Source organism: Streptomyces chlorus (assembly GCF_042655885.1).
GTDB lineage: Bacteria > Actinomycetota > Actinomycetes > Streptomycetales > Streptomycetaceae > Streptomyces > Streptomyces chlorus.
Genome location: NZ_JBHSOA010000087.1, coordinates 1 through 23017 on the forward strand (window position 1 = coordinate 1; position 23017 = coordinate 23017).

Genomic DNA, 23017 nt, shown 5'->3' on the forward strand with positions numbered 1-23017 from the left:
CGCCTTCTCCGCAACCGCCCTCAACGTCGTCAGACTCGACGCCTACTGGACCGGTCACGACCAACACCGCCCCCGCAGCAGCCGCCTCGAACGCCTCGCCTACCGACTCACGGCCTGACTCGCGAATTGCGCAGCAGAGTCGCGTACGGGCAGGTACTCGGGGGTCGAGTAGGAACCGCGCAGAGAGTGCAGTTTGGTGTCACATGATGTGACAGTCGTGGGTGCAGGTCGAATGACAGTGGGGGCGGAATCGGTAGCAGCGGCCTGCTCATCGGGGCTGCGCGGCAGCGAGACCAACGACGAATCTCCGGCTCAGGAGACCAGGCCGTGAGAGTAGCGCTTCAAGAGTGTGGCGAACCTCGATCCCGGCGCCGTGACCGCCACCTCGGCCGCGTCGGGTGCTGTGTCCACGTCGCGCAGGAGTGGCAGGTCGCGTACCTGAAGGCCCGCCCTGGTGAGGCGGTGGCGCTGGGCGGCGCCGGTGTATGCGGTGGACATCGGGATGTTTTGCAGCAGCGCTGGGTCGGGTGCAGCCAGGCCGAGCGCCCAGAACCCGCCGTCCTCCGCAGGGCCGAACCACGCGTCGCACCCCCGCCATGCGCCGGGATCCAGTACGGGGGCGAGGAGCTTCGGGGTGAGCTGTGGGGTGTCCATGCCGACCAGCAGGGCGGGGCCGTCCGCTACGGCGGCGAAGGCGGCGGCCAGCCGCTTGTCCAGGCCGCCGGATGCCTGCGGGACCACCTCGATACCAGGCGGCAGCCAGCGTCCGGGCGCGCCGTCCAGGAAGAGCACTCGGCGGCGGGCCGGGCAGCGCAGCACGGTCTCGAGGGTGTCGGCGAGCGCTGCCTCCGCCAGAGCGGCCGCCTGTGCAGGGGTGAACGGCGGGGTGAGCCTGGTCTTGACGTGCCCAGGCCGCGGCTCCTTGGCGATCACCAACAGCGCGGTCAGTCCGTCCGCGCTCTCGGGCGTCATCCCGGCCGGGCCGCTCACCGGAGTGCTCCCGCCGGGCTCCGCGGCGGCTCGCTGAGCACCGCGCGCATGTCGCGCACCGCGTACCAGGTCCCACGCCAGGTACCCGTGACCTTGGAACGGCCGGCGCGCGGGTAGTACGGCACGTCGACCTCGCGCACCCGCCATCCGGCGTCGGCGGCGCGGACGATCATCTGCAGCGGGTAGCCCGACCGGCGGTCGGTCAGGTCCAGGTCGAGCAGGGCCTCCGGGCGGGCTACCCGCATTGGGCCGAGGTCGTGCAGGTGCAGGCCGGTGCGGCGGCGGATCAGCCGGGCCAGCTCGCGGTTGGCGAGCCGGGCGTGCATCGGCCAGGCGCCGTGCGTCGTCGGCCTGCGCCGCCCGAGCACCAGGTCCGCCTCACCGTCCAGGACGGGCTGGGCGAGGGACGGCAGCAGCCCCGGGTCGAGGGAGGCATCGCAGTCGCAGAAGCAGACCACGGGCGCGGTGGCGGCGCGCAGCCCGGCCGCGCAGGCGGCGCCGAAGCCGCGTACCGGTTCGCCGACGACGTGCGCGCCCAGCGACGCTGCGAGCTTGGCGGAGCTGTCGGTCGAGCCGTTGTCGACGACAATGGCTCGCCAGCCGGGCGGGATCCGCTCCAGCACCCAGGGCAGGGCGGCCGCTTCGTTGAGGCACGGGAGTACGACGTCCGCCAGGGGCCGATGCCTATCGGTCACGTCTTTCAGCGTACGGAGAGAAATGGGATAACGCGCCCGGATCTCACCTGATTCGCGCCGCCGCGCCGTCTTCGATGCCCGCTGGCGCGGTTCGGCCGCCGGGCGCTTCCGTCCGATGAGGGCCCCCAACGTCTCCAGCGGCTGCGGGTTCGAGGCCGTCTCCCGCACGCGCCTTACCGAGGCGCCGATGCCTGGCCGCGCAGGGGGGCCTTCGCGAACTCCCGCATGCCGACGGCGAACGGTACCTGGGGCAGCCAGCCGAGTTCCTTGCGCAGCCGTGACGAGGAGGCGGTGATGTGGCGGACGTCGCCCAGCCGGTACTCGCCGGTCACCACCGGCTCGGGCCCGCCGCAGGCCGCGGAGAGCGCGGTGGCCATCTCGCCCACGGTGTGCGGGCTGCCGCTGCCGACGTTGTAGGCGCGCAGTGTCCCTGCCGGGATCGCGGCGCCGACCGCGTCGAGCGCCGCCAGGTTGGCGGCGGCCACGTCGGCGACATGGACGAAGTCGCGGCGCTGGCCACCGTCCTCGAAGACCCGGGGCGGCTCGCCGCGCGCGAGCGCGGAGCGGAAGAGCGAGGCCACCCCGGCGTAGGGGGTGTCGCGCGGCATGCCCGGCCCGTAGACGTTGTGGTAGCGCAGGGCGACCGCCCGGCCGCCGGTGGCCCGCGCCCAGGCAGCAGCCAGGTACTCCTGGGCGACTTTCGTTGCCGCGTAGACGTTGCGCGGGTCGGGTGGCGCGTCCTCTGGCACCAGGCCGGGGGTGAGCGGATCGCCGCAGCGTGGGCAGACGGGCTCGAACCGCCCGGCATCCAGGTCGACGACCTGGCGTGGGCCGGGCCGGACGGCCCCGTGGCGGGCGCATGCGTAGCGGCCCTCGCCGTAGTACACCATCGAGCCGGCCAGGACGAGTTCGCGCACCCGCAGCCGGGCCAGGGCCGTGAGCAGGACGGCGGTGCCCAGGTCGTTGCACCCCACGTAGGCAGGCGCGTCGTCGAAGTCCCGGCCCAGGCCGACCATCGCCGCCTGGTGACAGACCGCGTCCACCCCGCGCAGCGCCTCCTCGACCACCGCCTGGTCCCGCACGTCGCCGCGCACGAACGCGACGCCGGGCGGGAGCTGCGGCGGCTCGGGGGGCCGCACGTCCAGCACGCGTACCCCGTGCCTGGTCTCGACGAGAGCCCGGATGACGTGGGAGCCGATGAACCCGGCCCCTCCTGTGACGAGGACGAGCATGCCTTCGAGGCTACGGGCTGGATCCGGACACGCGGCGCCGCGGGGCCTGCCGGCGTGTTCGCAGCTGCCACTGTGGCGGGTGTGGGAGTACGCACGCTCTGCGCCACGGTACTGCTTGCCGCCCTCGTTGCCGTCGTCGCCGCGACGGTCCGCTCAGGCGGTGATCTCGGCCATCCGGCTGCGCTGCTGTACTGGTATGCCGCCGCGTGGGTGCTGTTCGCCGGAGCGGCGTGGATGGTGCGCCGCGTGCCGGTGCGCACCGCCGTGGCGCTGATCCTGGCCGGCGGGATCGCCCTGTGCGCGGCGGCGCTCTCGGCTCCGCCGCGCACCAGCGACGACATGTACCGCTACGCGTGGGACGGCCGCGTGCAGGCCGCAGCAGTCTCCCCGTACGCCTACCCACCGGACGCGCCACAGCTTGCCCGGTTGCGTGATCATTGGCTCTTCCCCGCCGGAACCGCGTGCCATGGGTGGGACCTCCACTCCGTGGCGGGTGTGTGCACGCACATCAACAGGCCGTCCGAACACACGATCTACCCGCCCGTGGCCGAGGGATGGTTCCTGCTGGTGCACGCGGTCTCCCCAGCAGGCGGGCGGCATAAGCCACTGCAACTCGCCGGTGCGGTGCTCGCCGTCGCCACGACGGTGGCGCTGCTGCTGGTGCAGCGGCGTACGTGTCGTGACACGCGGCAGGTGGCACTGTGGGCATGGTGCCCGGCGGTGCCGTTCGCCGCAGTCAACGACGCCCATGTGGACACGCTCGGGGTACTCCTCACGGTGGCCGCGCTCGGCACGGCCGCAGGAGCACGCCGTGGAGCGCTGCTCGGGGCGGCGATCGCCGTCAAACTGCTACCCGTGCTCGCCCTTCCGGGCGCGCTGTCGGGGGTGCTGGCCCCCGGGCCTGGCCTGCGGGCCAGGGGGCGGGAGACGGCGAGCGTGCTGCTCGCCGCCGTTGGTGTCGTGGCGCTCGCCTATCTCCCGTACCTGCTGGCGTCCGGTTCCGCGGTCCTGGGCTATCTGCCCGGCTATCTGCGGGAGGAGGGGTACGAGCCGGGCAACGTTAGCCGGTTCGCGCTGCTGCGGCTGGTGCTGCCGGACGCGTGGGCCGCTCCGGCCGCCGTCGCACTGGTGGCGCTCAGTGCCTGGTACGTCCTGCGGCGCGGCGATCCGGAGCGGCCGTGGCACGGATCGCTGCTGGTCGCAGGCACTGCGCTGCTGCTCACCTCGCCCGCGTACTACTGGTATGCGCTGCTCGTCGTGGCCCTCGTGGCCATGGGTGGCCCATGGGAGTGGCTCGCCGTCGCTGCCGCGGGCACCGTGCTGTATGTCGCGGACGGACTGCAGCCGCAGGGCGTTCAGGCCACCGCGTACGGGATGGCCGCCGTGACGGTGCTCGCTGGTGCACTCGTCCGGGCGCGCAGCGGCGGAGACAGGCGGCGGGACGGTGCGTGAGGGCAGGCATGTCGGCCATATCGGGAGCGAGGGGGTCATCGGTGGCGGCGTCTGAAGACGACCATCCGCAGGACGGTGAAGCGCACCACGGTCACCAGGGCGAAGCTCGGTGCGAGCACCAGGGTCTCCGCCGCTGGTGAGGCGGTGGGCCGGTAGTGGCGGAAGAGCAGGACAGCGCCCGAGGTGACCAGATACGCCAGGACGAACAGGCCACCTGCGGCCCCATGCGCCTGGAGGACCCGGACCGCGGACCCGCGAAAGGTCAGCCGGCGGTTGGCCTCCGTGTTGAGGACGGTGACGACAAGAAGGGAGGCGAAATTGGCCAGGATGGGCGGCGACCAGTGACGCAGCACCCAGTACAGCAAGGCCTGGGCCCCCGTGGAGGCGACACCGATCACGACGAACCAGAACACTTCCCTGGTCAGCGCGGTGCGGCCGGGCCGGGTGGAGGCGCTGCGCCGTACGCTGTGCCGTGCGCTGAGGCGTCGCACCCCACCATCATGAGGCCACCGTGCGACCGTCGAGCCGTGCGGAGCGCCGGTTCAACCGTTCGGCTGGCGACGGACACCCGCATGCACGCCAGACACGGAAAGCCGACCCGATCTGTGCCAGTTTGTAGCTGACGACTTGGCAGGCACCGACGGCGCGATGGGGTTCGACCCACCCCTTTGAGAGTCGGCCTGGGACAGAGGAGGCGGCCGATGGGCAGTGACGGACGGCCGCCGACCCCGGGCTCCGGCGGGCCGCAACGCCCGAGATCGGACGAGGATCACGTACAGGGGCGCCTCAAGCGCGTTCGCGCTGCCGTGGCGGCGCGGGCCACCAAGGGGGCCGCTCGTACCCGGGCCCTGGTGCGGCGGGTCGAGCAGACTCCTCCGCCCCCGGGGCCGTTCCGTCCCGGCTTCTGGCGCAGTCCCCTCCGCGGACCCTGGCTGACGTCCGTGTTCGGCCTGGTGCTGCTGATCGGCATCCCGCTGATCTTCGTCACCGGGATGCTCTCCTACGCCTCCTACAACCCGGGGCTCGGCCGCGTCAACGACCAGACCCCGGACAAGGACCTGCTGGGCTTCTACCTCTTCGACTGGCCCACTCGTCCTTACTGGCTGTACCGGCTGACCCAGGGCGTGCACGTGACGCTCGGCGTGGTCCTCGTGCCCGTCCTGCTGGCCAAGTTGTGGTCAGTGATCCCGAAGCTGTTCGAGTGGCTGCCGGTCCGCTCCGTCGCCCACGGGCTGGAGCGGTTGTCCCTGCTCATGCTGGTCGGCGGGGTGATCTTCGAATTCGTCACCGGCATCATCAACATCCAGCTCTTCTACGTCTTTCCCGGCTCCTTCTACACCCTGCACTTCTACGGCGCCTGGGTGTTCATCGCCGCCTTCGTCGTCCACGTGAGCCTCAGACTCGGCCGGATGACCCGCGCCCTGCGCTCCCGCAGCCTGGCCGCAGAACTGCGCACCGACCTCGCCCACACCCGGCCAGAACCCCCCGACCCCGACGGCCTGGTCCCGACCGCTCCCGCGCCGCCGACCATGACCCGGCGCGGCGCGCTCGCCATGGTGGGGGGCGGATCGCTGCTCCTCCTCGTGGTCACCGCAGGACAGAGCATCGGCGGCCGGCTGCGCAGCACCGCCCTCCTCGCGCCGCACAACCGTACTCCGGGCAGCGGCCCGAACGGCTTCCAGATCAACAAGACGGCCGCTTCCGTCGGCGTCACCCCCGCGCACGTCGGCCCCGACTGGCGGCTGGAGATCCACGGCCCCGGTCCGACGCTCGTCTTCACCCGCGCACAGCTCCTCGCGATGCCCCAGCACGCCGCCGCACTGCCGATCGCCTGCGTGGAAGGGTGGTCCACCCCCAACCAGCAGTGGAGCGGCCTTCGACTGGCCGATCTCGCCGCCCTGGCAGGCCTCCCCGACGCCGGAAGCGTCCTGGTGCAATCCGTCCAACCACCTGGCCCCTACAGCTCGGTGGTACTGCGGGGCAACCAGATCCACGACCCCCGATCGCTGCTCGCCCTGCGCGTCAACGGCGCGGACCTCTCACTCGACCACGGCTACCCAGCCCGCGTCATCGTCCCGGCCAACCCCGGCGTGAACAACACCAAGTGGGTACACCGGCTCACCTTCAGGACCTGACCATGGCACGCTTCATGCGCTGGTACGGCTCCGGCCCCCTCCACCTGCTCGCCCTGATCGCCTCGTTCGCCATCACCGGCTACGCCCTGGTACGCCTGTTCGCCGTCCGTCCGCTCGAGGTCGCGATCTGGTTCGTCGGCGCGGCGATCCTCCACGACCTGATCCTGCTGCCCCTGTACTCACTCGCCGACCTGTCGGCACACGCTGTCCTGCAACATCGCGCCACCCGCATGCCACAACCACCGTGGATCAACTACCTGCGCGTGCCCACCTTTCTCTCCGGTGTGCTCCTGCTCGTCTGGTTCCCCCTCATCTTCGCCCTCTCGACCCCCTACCCCGGTGCCACCAGATTGTCCATGGACGTCTACCTCGGCCGGTGGCTGGCCATCACCGCCGTGCTCTTCGCCGCCTCCGCCGTGGCCTTCGCTCTCAAGCTCCGCCGCGTCCGACGGGCCGCCCACGCCGACGAGGAACGACCTGCACCAGGTCACGACGCTGCATCGTGACGACCGACGAGGACAGCTCGCCCTGCGCCGGGGGAGACCCTTATGCGCTCGCCCTGCACACCGGCCACGGACCGGTGTACCTACGCTTGGAGGACGGGTGCCGGATCCGGATGCCTGTGCATCGCTGGTACGCGCATCCCACCGTGGCCGACGAATCCGTGCTCAATCGCTGCGTCGGCCCCGTTCTCGACGTCGGCTGCGGACCGGGCCGGCTGTGCAGGGCACTGCTGGGCCGCGGAGTCTTCGCGCTCGGCGTCGACGTAACCCCCCGCGCGGCGGCCCATACCATCGCTCTCGGCGGAATCGCACTGTGCCGATCGGTGTTCGACCGGCTACCGGCCGAGGGAGACTGGCAGACCGTCCTGCTCATCGACGGCAACATCGGCATAGGCGGCGACCCGCGCGCCCTGCTGGACCGCTGTATCCAGCTCACCGCCCCGACGGGGCTTCTCCTCGTCGAGGTCGACCCCGACGACGTCGAGGAGCGCTGCACCGCCCGCTTCGAAGACATCCATGGCCACGAAGGCCCGCCGTTTGCCTGGGCACGTCTGGGAGCACCAGCACTCCACAGAATCGCCGAGAACCTTGACCTCAGCGTCACCGACCAGTGGAGATACAGCCACCGACGCTTCCTCGCCCTCGGCCGCCAGGACTCGGCCTCGGGGCCTCGCTGATGACGCGGGGCCGCCTCGCCACGCGGCAGCGGGGAGACACGCCGTACGCCGACCAGACGCCGAGCGCGGGGCGCGGCACCAGGCCGTGCCACCCGGTCGGGGCAACCGGCAACTGGCACGTGCGATGCGCCGATCGTGCTGATTGGCTGGAGGTGAATCCGCTGTTCAGGGAGGCTGGGATCCATGACACCTGTCAGGCACCTGGAGAGACCTGCGGCGCAGGCAACTGCTCACGTCGTCCTGGCCGGGCCGCGTCCGGCCCAAGGTGGACGGGCTGCCACGCATGAGTACGCGGCCGATCGGTGACCACGCCCTGCTGTCCGACTGCCGCTCGGCCGCGCTGGTGACCTCCGACGGCTCGGTGGACTGGCTGTGCCTGCCCCGGTTCGACAGCCCGGCGATCTTCGCCCGGCTCCTCGACGAGGACGCCGGCCACTGGTCCATCCGCCCTGCCGGCCCGGTCGACATCAGCCGCCGTTACATCGAGGACACCCTCGTTCTGGAGACGGTCTTCCGCACGACCGGGGGCACGGCGGTCCTGCGGGATGCCCTTGCCCTGGGACGGCGCGAACGCGGGCACGCGCTCGGCACCGCGTCCCCCGGAACGCTGCTACGGCAGATCACCTGCACCGAAGGGAGCGTGAACATCGAGATCGCCTACGCGCCGCGTCCGGAGTTCGGACTCGTCCACCCACTCCTCTCAGCCGTGCGAGGCGGGCTCGCGGCGTACGGGGGCGCCCATGTGCTGCTGCTGTCGAGCCCCGTCGACCTGCGAGTGAGCGGCTCCACCGCGCACGGCAGCATCCCGCTCTCGGCGGGGCACCGCCTCGGGTTCGCCCTGCACGTCGGGTCGACGTGGGAAAGAGAGTCGGTGGGCTGGCGGGCGGGGCGGATCCGGCACCGCATGTCCGACACCATCAAAGGCTGGCGCTCCTGGTCGAAACTTCACCGCGGCTACGTCGGCCCCTGGCAGGACGAGGTGGGCCACAGCGGACGCGTGCTGCGAGCCCTGACCTTCGCTCCCACCGGGGCCATCGTCGCCGCGGCCACCACCTCCCTGCCCGAGAAAACGGGCGGGATGCGCAACTGGGACTACCGCTACACCTGGGTCCGCGACGCGAGCTTCACCCTGCAAGCGCTCGCCACGGCCGCCTGCGAGAAAGAGAAGAACCGGTTCTTCAGCTTCCTCGCCCGGGCGGCGGCAGCTCAACTCGACCGCGGCGTCGACCTGCAGATCATGTACGGCATCGGCGGAGAACACGATCTGAGCGAGCGGCTCCTGCCCCACCTGACCGGCTGGCGCAACAGCGGCCCCGTTCGGATCGGCAACGACGCCTGGCGCCAACGCCAACTCGACGTCTACGGCGAACTCCTCGACGCCGCCCACGAGTGCCTCCCACCCGGGGAGCGCCTGGACCCGCCCACCCGCGCCTTCCTGGTCCAAGCGGCCGACACAGCCGCCCGTCGCTGGACCGAGCCCGACCAGGGCATCTGGGAGAGGCGCGGACCGAGCAGACACTTCCTGCACTCGAAACTGATGTGCTGGGTCGCCCTGGACCGCGCCATCTCCATGGCCCCCGCCCTTCAGGCCCACGAACGCGTACCCCACTGGCGCCACGAGCGAGACAACGTCCGCCAAGCCATCGAAGAGCGCGGCTGGAGCCCCCGTTCGGGCGCCTTCACCCAGGCGTTCGGCAGTGACGAACTGGACGCCTCGGCGCTGATGCTGCCCATCGTCGGCTTCCTGCCTCCGCAGGACCCTCGTGTCCAGTCCACCGTGCTCGCCGTCGCCACCCAGCTCGCCGACCGCAACGGCCTAGTCCGCCGTTACCTCGGCGACGAGATCGAGGAAGCGGAAGGAGCCTTCCTGCTCTGCACCTTCTGGTTCGCCCACGCTCTCGCCCTGACCGGTCATGTCGTCCGTGCACGGCAGGTGTTCCAGGCCGCTCTCGCACACGCCAACGACGTCGGCCTGCTTGCCGAGGAGACGGACCCCGCCACGGGAGAAGCCCTCGGTAACTACCCCCAAGCCTTCAGCCACATCGGACTCATCAACGCCGCCCGTGCCATCCGCGACGCCGGGCAGCAGCCCCCATCGCAAGGAATGGAGTAAGACCGGTCCCCGACACGGATCGGGACTGCCGCACGTACGCCGCTGGGAGGGGCGGACCAGCGTGGATGACTCATCCTGCGCACCCGCCTCTCTACAGTGGGCCGCATGCGCGGACACCCAACCCTGGCAACCGTCGCGGCCACGGCGGCACTGCTGGCGTGCGCTTCCTGCTCCGGCACATCAGAGCCTGCCCCCGGCGCACACACGTCCTCCACGGCCACCACGCGCACCACCACTGCGCCCGCCGGACCCCTCACCCTCACCCGGGGACAGGGATTCGACCGCACCGGAGCGTTCACCTCGCTCATGACCTGCGACGATCCAAGGGATTACTCGCCAGGCCTGAACTTCGCGAACGTGCCGACCGGAACACGGGAACTCGCCCTGACCATGGTCGACCTCGATATCCACAAGATTCACTGGCTCCAGCTCGGAATCCCCCCAAGTGCCCACGGAATCGGCGCCCACCACCTTCTCCCAGGCGCCCGTGAGGCACTCAACGACTTCGGGGAGGCCACCTACGACGGACCATGCCCACCTCACGGCAGCACCCACAGGTACCAGCTGACCCTGTACGCGCTCCACGAACCGATGCCCACCTCCTTCGACGGCAGCACGCCGCCTGCCCGGACCCTGCAGGAGATCAAGCGACGAGCCTTCGCCTCGGCGGTGCTCGTGGTCCCCTACACACGCCACTGACGCAAGATTCAGCGATCAGGCAACCCAACATAGCCGGGCGTCGTGAAGCTGTCTGAAAGATCGCGTAAGTCCGTAATGTGACAGGCTGGCCGAGGCCCGGCCGGGCCCTGCTCACCCTCGACCCGGCCAGCGGCTTCATCACCTGCCTGGACAACACCGCCCGTTGCAAGGACAGGTGACCGCCACCTCGTACCTGCCGTCAGCTCCGCGCTGCCCCGGGTTCCGCCCCTGCCAATCATGTGACTTAAGGTGAACGCCGTCACAGCGCCGGAGAAGCGATGGAGGGACCGGGCCGGTGGCGTTCCTGACCGACGAACAGCGCTGCAACTACGGCACCTTCGCCGCCGTACCGGACGACGGGCAGCTGGCTGGCTACTTCCTCCTGGACCGCGACGCGCGGCGGCGGGTGATGGCCTGCCGGGGTGCGAGGTCGCAACTCGGTTACGCCGTCCAGCTCGGCACCGTGCGGTTCCTGGGCACCTTCCTGGGCAACCCCGAGCACGCGCCCGCCGAGGTCGTCGAATACATCGCCGACCAGCTCGGCTACTCCCCGTCGGTGCTGACCGGGTACGGCGCCGAGCGCACCCGCTGGGACCACCAGAGTGCCATCGAGGACGCCTACGGCTACACCGACCTCAAAGGCGACGCCTGGTGGAAGCTCGCCCGCTGGCTGTGGGACCGGTGCTGGTCGGGCAACGAGCGCCCCATCGCCCTGTTCGACCTCGCCACGCTGCACCTGGTCGAGAACAAGGTGCTGCTGCCCGGTGCCACCGTCCTCGAACGCCTGGTCTCCTCCATCCGCGAGCGCACCAACCGCAAGACCTGGCGCACTCTGGCCGCCAAACCGACCCCCGCCCAGCGTGCCGCCCTGGAAACGTTGCTGCCGGTAGAGAACACGCGCCGCACCTCCAAGCTGGACCGGCTGCGCCGCTCTCCGCGCGACATCACCGGCCCCGGCGCGGGCAAGGCCATCGACCGGTTCATCGAGCTCAACAAGCTCGGCGCTTCCGGCTGGGACCTCTCCGACATCCCCGCCAGCCGCCTCAACGCGCTGTCCCGCTACGCCTCCCAGGTCCGCGCCCAGGCCGTCGCCGACCTCGCCGAACCTCGGCGGATGGCCACTCTGGTGGCGTTCGCCGCCGCGATGCGCACCCGGGCCGCGGACGAGGCGATCGAGGTCTTCGACATGCTGATGTCCGACCTGGCCCGCACCTCCGCGAACCTGGCGGCCAAGCGGCGCATGCGCACCCTGGGCGACCTGGACGCCGCCGCGCTGATGCTGCGCGAGGCGTGGATCACCCTCAGCCACGCGGCGGCCGACCCCGAGCAGGACGTCCGCAGCGGCTTCGACGTGCTCGACATCACCGCCATGCACCAGGCCGCTCGTACCGTCGGCGAACTGGCCCGGCCCGAAGCCGAGACCATCGCCGACGAACTGACCGCCCGCTACCGCACCATCAACCAGCCGCTACGGCGCCTCGCGAAACACCTCGACCTGGAGGGCGTCGAGGAGGCAGGACCGCTGATGGAGGCCCTGAAGTTCCTGCCGAAGCTGGAGCGGACCCTGGCCAAGAGCCGCCAGAGCGAGCTGTTCCCTCCCGTCCCCACCGACCACCTCGCCCCCACCTGGCAGATGCGCGTTTTCCCCACCGAGGGTGAGCACGCCGGCGGCGTCGACAAGCACGCATGGATCGTCGGCACCGCCGAGGCCCTGCGCGGCGCTCTACGCCGTCACAACGTGTTCGTGCCCGGCCTCGACAAGTGGGGCGACCCACGCAAAGCCCTGCTTGAGGATGCCGCCTGGGAAAGCGCCCGCACCCGGGTATGCCGCAGCCTGGGCCTGTCGGAGAAACCCGGAGTCGATCTCACACGCTGGTGCCGGGAACTCGACGACGACTACCGGCGCCTGGCCGCCGGGCTCGCCGACAACCCGCACGTGCGTATCGAGCAGCGCACCGAGAACGGCAGGATGCGCGACCACCTCATCCTCACCGGCCTGGACAAGCTCACCGAGCCGGCCAGCCTGAAGGAGCTGCGCGAAGCGGTCGACGCCCGTATCCCCACCGTCGACCTCCCCGAACTGCTCCTCGAAGTCCACGCCTGGACCGGGTTCCTGAACCACTTCCACCACGTCTCCGAGGCCGGCAGCCGAGCCGAGCAACTGATCATTTCGCTGGCGGCGGTTCTTGTGGCGGAGGCGTGCAACATCGGGATCCAGGCGATGGTGTCGGAGGACGAGCCGGGCCGCTCCCGCGACCAGCTGTTCTGGGTCGAGCAGAACTACCTGCGCGCCGAGACCCTCCGCCTGGCCAACGCGGTCCTGGTCGACTACCAGGCGACCTTGCCCATCGTCGGGCACTGGGGCGGCGGCGAACTCGCCTCCGCCGACGGCCTGCGCTTCGCCACCCCGCTACGGGCCCTCAACTCCGGGCCGAATCCGAAGTACTTCGCCGCCCGCGGCATCACGCTCTACAACTACCTCTCCGACCAGTACAGCGGCTTCAACCACATCGTCATCCCCGGCACCCGCCGCGACAGCCTCTACCTGCTCGACGGCATCCTCGACCAGCCCACCTCGCTGAACCCCACCGAGATCGCCACGGACACCGCAGGCGCCTCCGAAATGATCTTCGGGCTGTTCCGGCTCCTCGGCTACCAGTTCTCCCCGCGCCTGGCCGACGCCGGGAACACCCTGCTTTACCGCGCAGACCCCCCGGCCGACTACGGTCCGCTCAACCCACTCACGACCGGGCGCATCCGGCTGCGCACCATCACCGACTATTGGGACGACCTGCTCCGCCTCGCCGGCTCCCTGCGCGAGGGCACCGTCCGCGCCTCCCAGATCCTGCCCGTCCTAGCAGGCCAGGGCCGCCCCAGCCCGCTCGGCCGCGCAGTCATGCAGATCGGCCTCCTGGACCGCTCCGCCTTCCTCGCCCGCTATTACCACAGCGAACTCTTCCGCCGGAAGGTCAACACCCAGCTCAACCGGCAGGAGTCCCGCCACGAACTCGCCCGCCGCATCTTCTACGGCCAGAAGGGCGAGCTGAGGCAGAAGTACAAGGAGGGGCAGGAAGACCAGCTATCGACCCTGGGACTCATCCTGAATGCCTGTGTTCTGTGGAATTCGGTGTATATCCAGGAGGCCGTCAACCAGCTCCGCGCCGAGGGCCACCACGTCTCCGACGCCGACCTCGCCCGGCTCTCCCCGCTCGGCCACGACCACATCCGCATTTATCTGGACGATTTCTGGGACAGTGAGGGCTCACTCGTAGAAGCAAGCCGCCCTCAGCATGCTGGCGATCAAGCTCCAGTCGGGCCGGTCGGGAACGGACTCTCCGCGGTTGATGAAGTAGCCGTCCATATCGTTGGTCCAGGAGCTGAGCGTTTCGAGGTAGCGGTCCAGTGATTGGTTCTCCCAACCGCTGGAAGGGACCCCGGCCTCTTGGCTGAGCTGTCTGATGTAGGAGACGAGGTCCGCCCGTGTTGTGACCCAGGTGGTGTCGTTCAGCGAGTTCATAGCGAAGATCTTGCACGGGTTCGCGGGCAGACCTGTAGGTGGGGGCTGATCGGCTTTCCTCTGTTGAGGATGGGTTGGTCAGCAGTGGTCGTCAGGGCCGGGTGCGGTGCTCTCTCCGAGGTCGGCGAGGAGGTTGCGGATTCGGTCGGCGATGGCGTTGTGCCGCTCGGCCTCGCGGGGCCAGCCGCGTTCGACGGCGTCCTGGGCGAGTTGCTGCTCGCGGGCGAGGCGGGAGCGCAGGCGCGGTGTGTACTCGCTGGTGGTGAGGAACTTCGAGCAGCGGAGGTAGAGGTCGCACTCGCAGGGTCCCTCGGCGGGGGCCCGCAGGCAGTGGCCGAGTTCGAGTTCGGTTTTGAAGAAGTTGGTCTTGAGCCAGTTCAGGCTGTTTTCGCCGATCCGGCTGGTCAGGAGTTCCTCTGCGGCTGGGCCCGCGATCCGTCCGCCGGCGGCGATGACTTTCTCGTACTGCTCCTTCAGGACGGGGTCGCTGATGTGGGAGTAGGTGGCCGACATCTGTGCGTTGCGGTGCCCGAGGATCGCCATGATGGTCTGGATCTGGGCGCCGCCTTCGGCGAGCTGGGTGCCTACTGAGGAAGTTTCATCGTGATTCGTGCAGGTCACCGGGCCTGGTGTGACGAGTCGTTGGGGTGCTCGCGCAGCTCATCACGGTGATCGTGGCGGGGAGATCACCGGTCACCGCGCCATCTGGTGGTGCGTCAGCACCAGCAGGGCCCGCACCAGCGCGGTCGCGTGCCGTGGATGCATGCGCACCTTGGTCAGGATCCGGAAGGTCTTCAGGCTCGCGAAGCCGTGCTCGACCGGTGCCCGCAGGCTGCTGATCAGCCGGTTCACGACCTTCTTCGCCGGCGACAGACGCTTGCCGCCGTTCGCCTTGAACCCGGTGATGACCGCCGGCTGTTCCTCGGCCCCGTCGTCCAGGCCGACGAAACCCAGGTCGGCCACCGCCCCCAGCTCAAACTCCCGCAGCCGCGCGCACAGCTTCTCGTAGCGGGCGGCCGTGATCTCGCTGCAGGCGCCGCGGCGGGCCGAGGAGATCCACAGCAGCCGCCCCTTCGCATCGGTCAGCGCGAGGAAGAGCAGGCCGTGCGCCTTGTGCTTGCCCGAGTAGTTCTTCCGGTTCGCCCGACCGGTTCGTCGCCGGGTACGGATCAGCGTGCCGTCCAGCAGCACCAGGCACCCGCTGTCCTTGACCACTTTCGCCAGCGCGCGGTCCAGACGCGGGGCGCGTGCGGCCAGCAGGCCGATCACCTCCAGCACCCAGCGCCGCACCGTGGAGGCCGACACCGAAGCGCCGCCGGCCAGATCGGCCAGACGCTCGTCGTTGCGCAGGTGGGCGAGCACGATCACCGCGATCCGCCCGTCGTTCAGCGTGCGCCACCGCGAGCGGATCTGTCTGCGGTGGGCGCGGATCAAAGAGGCCACATGGTTGACGGTCGAAGTGGACAGCGGCAGGCGGACGGAGTAGACAAGGCTGATGTCGCCCCCGGCGGGGCTGGACTTGGTCTTCACACACCGTCCAACCCCCGCCGGGGGCACGCTCGTTACGGCAGGAATCGGCCCTTGCGCGGGGCCGGGCCGCGGGCTACCGGGGCAGGTAGCGTCCGGCCGGGGTACGGGTGATCCAGCCGCGCTCGGCCAGCTTGCGCAGCTTCCCGCGCACCGCCTCCACCTTCGCCGGCACCGCATCCAGCCCCAGCCGGCGGGCCACGTCCCTGGCCTGCAGCGGGCCGTCACCGCCCGCGACGATCTCCATGATCTTCTGGTAGTCGGCGGGCAGGTCGCCGGTGTCGGCGTCGGGGCCGTGGCGGGGAATCAGCAGCTGGCCCGCGGCTCCGGGCGTGCCGGCGGGCCGTGGGGGCGCCGCGGGCGTGCCGCCGGTGGCCTCTTCCAGGGCCTGCTGCCAGGCCGCGGCGTCGGGGTGCCCGGCGTCGGCGTCCTGTTGATACTGCTGGTAGACGACCTCGGCGGCCCCCAATCGGGTCACTTCGGCCTCGGTGTCGGCCAGCTGCTTGCGCAGCTGCTCGGCGCGTTCTTCCAGCACCACCCGGCGCTCCAGCAGCCACACCATCAGGTTCTGGGCCATGCCCCCTCCTTCGCAGGCCTTCCGTCGCGGCCCTGCACGCACGGTAGGGGGACCGGTGCGCAGCGTGCAGGAGATCCGAGGAAGACGACCGAAGCGGGACGACAGATGATCTCCCCGACGCGATCACGCTTGTGACATGCGCAAGCAGCCCAACCGCCCGTCACACCAGGGCCATTGACCTGCACGAATCACGATGAAACTTCCTCACTGTGTGGCGGAACCGGTGGGGGGTCACGGTGGGGTGGCCGTCGCCGTCGACGAGTCCGGCCTTGCGGCAGGCGATTTCCAGGGCGTCTTCGTAGAGGAAGTGCCGGCCCATGGGCTTTCCGCGCCGCATGAATACGTAGCGGACAGGCCGCTGGGCCCATGCGTCGTGGCGGGCTGCGGCGTTCGCGGCCTTGGCCGCGTCGATCAGCTCGCGCAGCGCGTCCGCTGCCTGGGGATGCAGGGGGACCATGCGCTCGGTGTAGGTCTTGCCGACCGGGATCCGCAGCCGTGGATAGCCGTCGGGGTAGGCGTCCAGGCAGTCCAGGGTCAGCCGTGCGATCTCCCCGCGCCGGGCACCGCTCCAGCGCAGCAGAAGCAGAGCGGCTCGTTGGTGGGGGTCTTGGAGTTCCTCGACCGCTTCCATGAGGCGGTCCAACTCGGCCCGGGGGATGAACCGAGGCAGTGTTGAGGGGAGTTTGGGCATGTCCGAGCGGCCGAGGAGTGGTCGGCCCGGGACATCGTTCCAGCCCCACTGGCTGGTCTCGCGGAAGAACTGAAGCAGCGGGCTGAGATAGGTGTAGCGGGAGCGTGCCGTCAGCGGCCGTCCGGTGCGGGCGTTGGTGTGTTCGTGCAGGTGGGCCATGAAGCCCTCGACATGTCGGCGCTCCAGCTGGGTCATCGCGTCGATGTCAGGGTGGGCCTGGGCGAGCCAGCGCAGGAAGTAGCGGAAGGCGTCGCGTGAGTGGCGGACCGACTCCGCGCGGTCGCTGGTCTGCAACCGTCCCGACAGCCAGCGCGTCACCGGGGCGGCGAGCGCCGGCGGTGTCTCGGGAGGGGTGAGTTCGGTTCGCCAGAGTTCGGCGGTCTTCAGGCCGTGGAACGGCGGCTCGGGGACCTGCCCGATGTTGAACAGCAGCACATGGACGCCGTGCAACCTGGTCAGACACGCCTTCTGGTAGATCTCAGCGAGCTGGTCCATGGGCATGCGGCGGCGTGCGTTGGAGACATGGCTGGCCCGCACGAACCCGGCCTCCGGCCGGGCGCAGTAGCGTTTGATCTCTTCGGCGAGCGCGGTGAGGTCGTCGAGCCGGATCGCGCGCAGATCGGGGTCGCCTCGCATCAGCAGAAGGCGGGTGAAGGTCCAGGTGAGGACGGACCGGCCGCTGACAGGCGCGTAGCCGAGCTGGAGCATGCGGGCGGAGAGCGAATCGAGCAGATCCAGGTCCAGCCCGAGGCCGGCGGCGACCTTGGGGACGAAGAGGCTGTCGAAGTTCCGGCTGAGGACGTAGTCGGCGTCGAGCCGGATGCCGTGCACCAGCGAGAGGTAGGCGAGGTAGGGGCCTGCCTCGTGGGACGGCCCGATGCGTTTGCCGGGCTCGTGCGCGAGGCGTCCGTGCAGGTCCAGGCGGACCAGCAGGGGCTCGGCGAGCCAGTCCTCCAAGTCCGGCCAGTGCTTGAGGAAGCGGTTGTAGAAGTAGCGACGGGACTTGATCGACGCCGGAGCATCGGCGAACGTCGCGCGGACCCAGGCGAAGTACTCCTCTCTCGGCGCGTGGCACCGGCGGCAGTCCGGTTCTGGAGCGGGCGCCAGGGCGAGCGCGGTCACCGGTTGTTCTCCAGCGCGCGGGTGTAGTCAGCCAGCACGGCCTCGTCGGAGACGCGGGTGTAAACCTTCGTCGACTCGGGCGATGCATGTCCCAATCGCTTCTGCAGGGACAACTCCCGCATCCCGCCCTCCCACATCGCGGTGGCGTGAGTGTGCCGCAGCGCGTGGGGCGTGGTCTCCGGCGTGCGCAGACCGAGCTTGTCCAGCCGCCGCGCGAACAGCCGCACCACCGCGTCGTAGCCCAGCGGCTCCAGGCGGCGGGTGCCCTTTCCACCGACCAGGAACACGAACGGGCTGGTCGCGTCGAGCGGGCGCTCGTGCATCACGTAGCGGCTGACCGCGTCCAGGGTGCGGGGCTCGTGCAGGTCCACGACCCGTTCAGTGCGGGACTTGCCGCGGACCCCGCGCGGGTGGTCGTCGCGCTTGCGGACCGTCACCCGGCGCCGGCCGTAGGAGATGTCGTCCAAGTGCAGCGACAGCACCTCCCCCGGCCGCAGCCCGCCGTCCAGCATCAACAGGAACATTGCCAGGTCCCGTAGCCGCTTCAGGCTGCCGATGAACTGCTCCAGCACCGCCTCGTCCACCGGACGCGGCAGTCGCCGCGGCTGCTTGACCGTCACCGTGCGGCGCGTCGGCTGCTGACGGCTCGCGCGGCCCATGAATGGCTGATGCCGGTCCGGCACCCGTGCAAGCGCCGGGTCAAGGCGCTTCTGCATGGGGGAGTCGCCGTCGTACTCCTCGGCGACCACCGCCCAGTCGTAGAAGCTGGAGACGGCAGCCAGGATCCGGTTCACCGTCGCCGGAGCGAGCAGGCTGCCCGGCGCCTCCGGGCCACCGACCACCACCGTCAGGCCGAGCCGCTGGGCCGGTCGACGCGACGGTGCCCGCCGCAAGAATGCCAGCAGCCGCAGCGCGTCCGGGCCCCGGAACTCATGCCAGTCCATGCGCTCAGTGACGAGGAAGGCGAACAGCCGCCGCAGGTCGTACGCGTACGCGCAGATCGTGTGCGGCGAGAAACCCCGGTCGACCAGATGGTCCAGGAACCGGCAGGCCGCCGTGACCGGTTCACCGTCCCCGTCGACCAACCGCACTCGCCGTACGACACTGCCATCGCGTTCCTTGACCACCCGCACACCGGCCTCCCCGAGCCTGCTCGGATGGCCCAACGAGACCTGCACCTCCACCGCCACGGCGCCGGTTCACGCGTCACTCGAAGGTGTCCAGATAAGGGTTCACGTGGGTCCAGAACAGTGGGGACAGGGCCCTCCGGTCGGCGTCGGTGAGCCGTTTCTGCCACGTCTCCTCGCTCAGGATGTCCTGAAGCAGCAGAGTGTTGACGTGCACCAGCGCCGACTGGAGCAGGTGCAGGGCGAGCATGGAGACCTCCTGGGACTCCTTGTCGGAGCCGGTCAAGTCGCCGTCCTTGCCGTAGAACAAGTCGTGGTTGGCGGAGTTCCAGTTCTCCACGACCTGGAGCCCGTCGTTGATCTCGCGCCGCAGGTCCGCGTCGGCGAGGTAGTCGCAGATGAACGCCGTACGCACTGCGCGGCCCAGTTCCTCGATCGCCCGGTAGGTCGGATGCTTGGGCCCGCCGCGGGTGAAGCGCCGCAGGACCTGCTCGGCCTCGGCGGTGCCTAGGCGCAGGGCGGTGGTGTACTTCACGATCTGGTCGTATTGCTGGCGGATCAGGTCCCAGTCGATCGTCTTGGTCGACAACACCGGCGCCAGGTGCGGCCACTTCTCGTCCTCCCCGGCCGCTGGCCGGTACAGCCGCGCCGAGCCGACGTTCTTCAGCCTGGGGAGCAGGTTGAAGCCGAGCATGTGGGCGAAGGCGAACCCGACGATGGACGCGCCGTGTGTGTCGGTGTACTGCCGGTCGATCTCCACGTCCGTGCAGTGCCGCAGCACGCCCTCGATCATCGCGGCGACCTCGGAGGCCGAGCAGGATTTGAGCTGGCTGTAGACGCACAGCGACTTCTTCTCAACGTGCCAGTAGATCATCACCCCGGGCCCGCGGTACCGCTGGTGCCACTCGGTCATGAAGTTCGACGACCAGGAGCCGAACTTCTTGGAATCGCTCGCGCACGCGGTGCCCTCGCCCCACCACGCCGCATCGCGGGCGGCGAAGGTGGCGTTGACCAGCCGCACCAGCGCCGCGCGCAGGTTGGTCCGGTTGACGAACAGGTGCCGCACCCGGCGCAGGACGGCCTCGCTCTCGCCGTGCTTGCCGGTGACCGCGACCCGCTTGATGCCCATGTTCGTGCCCAGCGCGAACAGCACCAGCAGCAGTCGGCGCCGCAGCACCGCCTTCGGGACCGCCTCCCTGGTGGCGACCGAGGTGAACTCGGACGTGAAGCCGGTGGCGAACTCGGCCTCCTTGAGGATGTCGATCAGGTCGATGGTGCCCCAGCGGCGTTCGATCTCCGCCTTCAGGGCGACGAGGTTCTCCGGTTCCTCCTGCTTGCCCAGCGGCGAGACCTTGATCCACGGCTCACCGTGCCGACGGACGATGTCCACCCCGCCCGTGGTGCCCAGCTCCAGCGCGGTGTCGAAGCGGGTCAGGGCCTCGCGCAGCCGCTTCTGAAGGGCCTCGATGAACTTCTCCGGGTCCTGCGGCTGGCGGATCGCGTCGTAGTGCACATCGCGGTTGTCCTCGAAGTCCGGCGGCAGATCGTCCTCCGGGTTCCGCCACCGGTTCGCCCCCGGCACCCAGATCTCCCGCCGCCGCAGCGCGTCCCGCAGCGCCACGAGCACACACAGCTCGTACGGGATGCGCTCGACCCGGCCGCGCTCATCCACGACCGCCTTGCGCCACTCCTCGCGCACCACTCCACCCAGCGGGATCTTCTCCGCCTCGTCGAAGAACGCCCCCTCCTTGGCGATGGGCTGGTCCAGATACCGCTTGAGCAGATCGATCGCGTCCATCACCGGCCGGTAGGCGGTGTTATTGCACTTCAACTCCAACGCGTTCAGCAGCGGCGAGAGCATCCGCCGCCAGTGGTTCGAGTACGACGAGCGCAGCACCGTACGCACCCGGGCCCGATAGCGCGCCTCGTTCGCCGCGGCCTCCGCCGCCAGCGCCTTCAGCGTGGACTCCCCGGCCACCGGATAGATCACCTTGCGAACCGTGCCGCCCGGCTCCGCCACCGCCGCCTCCGCCAGCCGCAGCAGAATGCCCTCCTTGCCGCGGACTCGCTTGAGCTCCTTGTTGAACTCGCCCTCGACCTTCTTCTCCGCCCGCGTGTTGATCTTCTGCACGAGCTGGATGAACAGCTCCACCAGCGAGTCGGTGATCTCCGTCTCCCGCACATGGCACAGCGTCGACAGCAGCGTGTACCGCACCGGCCCGGCCGCCGCCCGCAGATCCGAGGGATACTCCTTCGCCGCCCGCGCCCGCCAGGCCGCCACCAGCTTCCCCGACACGTCCCCGAACAGCTCCGGCGGAAGCTGAAGCCCGCGCACCCGCTGGAGCTTGTTCACCTCCGCCAGCAGGCTGTCCAGCCCCAGCGCACCCGGGTCCGCCTTCAGCTCGGTGAAGAACGTGCCCCCGCCGCCCGCGCTCTCCGCGTCCGTGTCTGCGTCCTCGGCGATCAGGTCGTCCAGTCGGGACCGGGTCGCCGCCGACAGCCGGCCCACGGTGGCCGCGCAGAACCGTTCCTCGAAGGTGCTGACCGCCTTGCCCACCAGCCGGGCGATCTGTCCTGGGGCCGGCGGCTCCAGCCGGTCCTTGCGGCAGCGGGCCACCACCGCCTCCGCGAGCCGGTCCCGGTTCAGCTCCACCCCGCACAGCTCGACTGACAGCCACTCGGCGAGCTGGGCCTGGTCCTCCTCCGTGCACTCACGGAAGCCGAACGCTCCCCGGATCTCCATCCGGTGCCGCTTGATCGCCCGCCCCGACCAGTCGTACGCGGCCCACTCCTCCGCGGCCACCTTCACCTGCTGGGCGACGTACGACACCGCCGGCACCGGGATCTCCCCGGAGTCCTCCGGGAACCGGGCCTCCACCTCGAAGAACTTCAGCAGCAACGCGAACCCCAACCGGTTCGCCCCCGACTTGTTCCGCAACCGCTCCTGGTCCTCCTCCAGCAGCGTCCAGACCTCGATCAGGTCCTCCGGCTCCCACTCCTGCCGCACCCCGCGCTCCCTCCGGTCGTCACGACCGGACCAACCTCGCCGAGCACGGCCCCCCCATGAGCCCAGAAGATCAAAAACGCTGACAAGCACACCCCAGATCCGCTACAGAGAGCTACTTGTCACTTCGCCGTAGCTTCGGGAGAACAGGGCCTCCTCGCCCGGAACGCCCTGCGCAACCAGTTGAAGGAGGGCTGGCCGCCCGCCTACGCCATCCTCGGCTACGCCCACGACGCGCCCATCACGCTCACCCCGCTCATCCTGGAGCGCACCGAACTCCGTGAGGGCGACACCCTGGACTTCTCCGCCGCTCTCACCGCCACCACGACCGCTCCGGTCCACGTGATGATCGTGATCGCCACCACGGGTCAGAACGGCCGGCCGCGGGAGAAGGTGTCCTTCCTGCGCCGCGCCACGGCCAAGCCGGGCCAGGAACTGCGGCTCGTCAAGGCGCACCCGTTGCGCTCGACCGCACGGTGGAAGGTTGCACCGGGCTCCTACTCGCTCGCCCTCCAGGTCAACGGCCGCCGCTTCCCAGCCGTCGCCTTCACCGTCCTCAGCCCCTGATCTCCGTCTCGTCCTGAACTGAGCATCCGTCGCCAGGCCGTCGGCATCCCCGCCGCGGCCCGATCTGTGCTGTCCGCTGCCCCCTGAAAGGACGACCCCCAGAGATTGAACGCGTCTGCTCCGGCAGCGACCTTCGCGGCAGCCGCGAGCGTCATCGTCGGCGTTTCGGCCAACCACTCTCCTTCGCACGCCCGTTACGGCGGACGGGTCCATGCATCCTCCACCTGCCGACGCGCGCACTATCTCGGGATTCCGGACCCGACCGAAACACATGTGTTCGATATCGCGGCGTAGTCGTTGAGCCACACGACCACGCCGCACGACCGTCTAGGCCCGGACTTCGCGGGTCACCGTTTCAGGTTTGTGGCCAGCGGGTTTGTCCGATGTCG

General features: G+C 70.0%; 18 protein-coding genes and 1 pseudogene. 8 read left to right on the plus strand and 11 right to left on the minus strand.

The window, feature by feature from the left end:
- Positions 1 to 312: 312 nt before the first annotated feature.
- The 3 genes from ACFPZI_RS30800 to ACFPZI_RS30810 form a co-directional block, all read right to left on the minus strand.
- Positions 313 to 972, minus strand: a complete 660-nt coding sequence (locus ACFPZI_RS30800; RefSeq protein ID WP_381370023.1) for a TIGR04282 family arsenosugar biosynthesis glycosyltransferase — start codon at positions 970 to 972, stop codon at positions 313 to 315.
- A 14-nt stretch (positions 973 to 986) separates the two neighbouring features.
- On the minus strand, positions 987 to 1685 hold the full coding sequence (locus tag ACFPZI_RS30805) for a glycosyltransferase family 2 protein (RefSeq protein WP_381369973.1): 699 nt from the start codon (positions 1683 to 1685) through the stop codon (positions 987 to 989).
- Between the two features lie 173 nt (positions 1686 to 1858).
- Entirely contained in the window at positions 1859 to 2917 is a 1059-nt protein-coding gene (locus ACFPZI_RS30810; RefSeq protein WP_381369976.1) for an NAD-dependent epimerase/dehydratase family protein, read from the minus strand.
- Positions 2918 to 2998: 81 nt separating this feature from the next.
- Here ACFPZI_RS30810 and ACFPZI_RS30815 point away from each other — a divergent pair, with 81 nt between their 5' ends.
- Entirely contained in the window at positions 2999 to 4369 is a 1371-nt protein-coding gene (locus tag ACFPZI_RS30815; protein ID WP_381369979.1) for a glycosyltransferase 87 family protein, read from the plus strand.
- Positions 4370 to 4404: 35 nt separating this feature from the next.
- On the opposite strand, the gene ACFPZI_RS30820 is transcribed toward ACFPZI_RS30815, so the two are convergent.
- A complete protein-coding gene (locus ACFPZI_RS30820; protein ID WP_381369982.1) occupies positions 4405 to 4860 on the minus strand; it encodes a GtrA family protein in 456 nt (151 codons plus the stop codon).
- 210 nt (positions 4861 to 5070) lie between these two features.
- On the opposite strand from ACFPZI_RS30820, the gene ACFPZI_RS30825 reads away from it, so the two are divergent.
- From ACFPZI_RS30825 to ACFPZI_RS30850, 6 genes are all read left to right on the plus strand, one after another.
- A complete protein-coding gene (locus tag ACFPZI_RS30825; protein ID WP_381369985.1) occupies positions 5071 to 6504 on the plus strand; it encodes a molybdopterin-dependent oxidoreductase in 1434 nt (477 codons plus the stop codon).
- 2 nt (positions 6505 to 6506) lie between these two features.
- Positions 6507 to 7010, plus strand: coding sequence for a hypothetical protein (locus ACFPZI_RS30830; protein WP_381369988.1), 504 nt, complete (start codon positions 6507 to 6509; stop codon positions 7008 to 7010).
- Positions 7007 to 7684 carry a class I SAM-dependent methyltransferase gene (locus ACFPZI_RS30835; protein ID WP_381369991.1) on the plus strand — a complete coding sequence of 226 codons (678 nt, stop codon included), beginning with the start codon at positions 7007 to 7009 and terminating at the stop codon, positions 7682 to 7684. The genes ACFPZI_RS30830 and ACFPZI_RS30835 overlap by 4 nt, the downstream gene beginning before the upstream one ends.
- Positions 7685 to 7967: 283 nt before the next feature.
- Positions 7968 to 9797, plus strand: a complete 1830-nt coding sequence (locus tag ACFPZI_RS30840) for a glycoside hydrolase family 15 protein (protein ID WP_381369994.1) — start codon at positions 7968 to 7970, stop codon at positions 9795 to 9797.
- Positions 9798 to 9902: 105 nt separating this feature from the next.
- Positions 9903 to 10496 (plus strand): YbhB/YbcL family Raf kinase inhibitor-like protein, encoded by a 594-nt coding sequence (locus ACFPZI_RS30845; protein WP_381369997.1) that lies wholly within the window; start codon positions 9903 to 9905, stop codon positions 10494 to 10496.
- A 295-nt stretch (positions 10497 to 10791) separates the two neighbouring features.
- A complete protein-coding gene (locus ACFPZI_RS30850) occupies positions 10792 to 13902 on the plus strand; it encodes a Tn3 family transposase (protein ID WP_381370000.1) in 3111 nt (1036 codons plus the stop codon).
- On the opposite strand, the pseudogene ACFPZI_RS37325 reads toward ACFPZI_RS30850, so the two are convergent.
- From ACFPZI_RS37325 to ACFPZI_RS30880, 7 genes and pseudogenes are all read right to left on the minus strand, one after another.
- Positions 13822 to 14013 (minus strand): annotated as a pseudogene (locus ACFPZI_RS37325) (DUF7660 family protein); the annotation flags it as partial. The gene ACFPZI_RS30850 and the pseudogene ACFPZI_RS37325 sit on opposite strands and share 81 nt — an antisense overlap.
- A 78-nt stretch (positions 14014 to 14091) precedes the next feature.
- Entirely contained in the window at positions 14092 to 14634 is a 543-nt protein-coding gene (locus ACFPZI_RS30855; RefSeq protein WP_381370003.1) for a hypothetical protein, read from the minus strand.
- A gap of 72 nt (positions 14635 to 14706) precedes the next feature.
- Positions 14707 to 15543, minus strand: a complete 837-nt coding sequence (locus tag ACFPZI_RS30860; RefSeq protein ID WP_381370006.1) for a transposase family protein — start codon at positions 15541 to 15543, stop codon at positions 14707 to 14709.
- Between the two features lie 73 nt (positions 15544 to 15616).
- Positions 15617 to 16117, minus strand: coding sequence for a hypothetical protein (locus tag ACFPZI_RS30865; RefSeq protein WP_381370009.1), 501 nt, complete (start codon positions 16115 to 16117; stop codon positions 15617 to 15619).
- Between the two features lie 160 nt (positions 16118 to 16277).
- Positions 16278 to 17930 carry a tyrosine-type recombinase/integrase gene (locus ACFPZI_RS30870; protein ID WP_381370012.1) on the minus strand — a complete coding sequence of 551 codons (1653 nt, stop codon included), beginning with the start codon at positions 17928 to 17930 and terminating at the stop codon, positions 16278 to 16280.
- Positions 17927 to 19120 carry a tyrosine-type recombinase/integrase gene (locus tag ACFPZI_RS30875; RefSeq protein WP_381370015.1) on the minus strand — a complete coding sequence of 398 codons (1194 nt, stop codon included), beginning with the start codon at positions 19118 to 19120 and terminating at the stop codon, positions 17927 to 17929. Before ACFPZI_RS30875 ends, ACFPZI_RS30870 begins: the two co-directional genes overlap by 4 nt.
- 16 nt (positions 19121 to 19136) lie before the next feature.
- The gene (locus ACFPZI_RS30880; protein WP_381370017.1) at positions 19137 to 22064 is read right to left on the minus strand and encodes a Tn3 family transposase; all 2928 of its coding nucleotides are present in this window, start codon (positions 22062 to 22064) and stop codon (positions 19137 to 19139) included.
- A 180-nt stretch (positions 22065 to 22244) separates the two neighbouring features.
- Here ACFPZI_RS30880 and ACFPZI_RS30885 point away from each other — a divergent pair, with 180 nt between their 5' ends.
- Positions 22245 to 22628, plus strand: coding sequence for a hypothetical protein (locus ACFPZI_RS30885; RefSeq protein WP_381370020.1), 384 nt, complete (start codon positions 22245 to 22247; stop codon positions 22626 to 22628).
- The last annotated feature ends 389 nt before the right edge of the window (positions 22629 to 23017 follow it).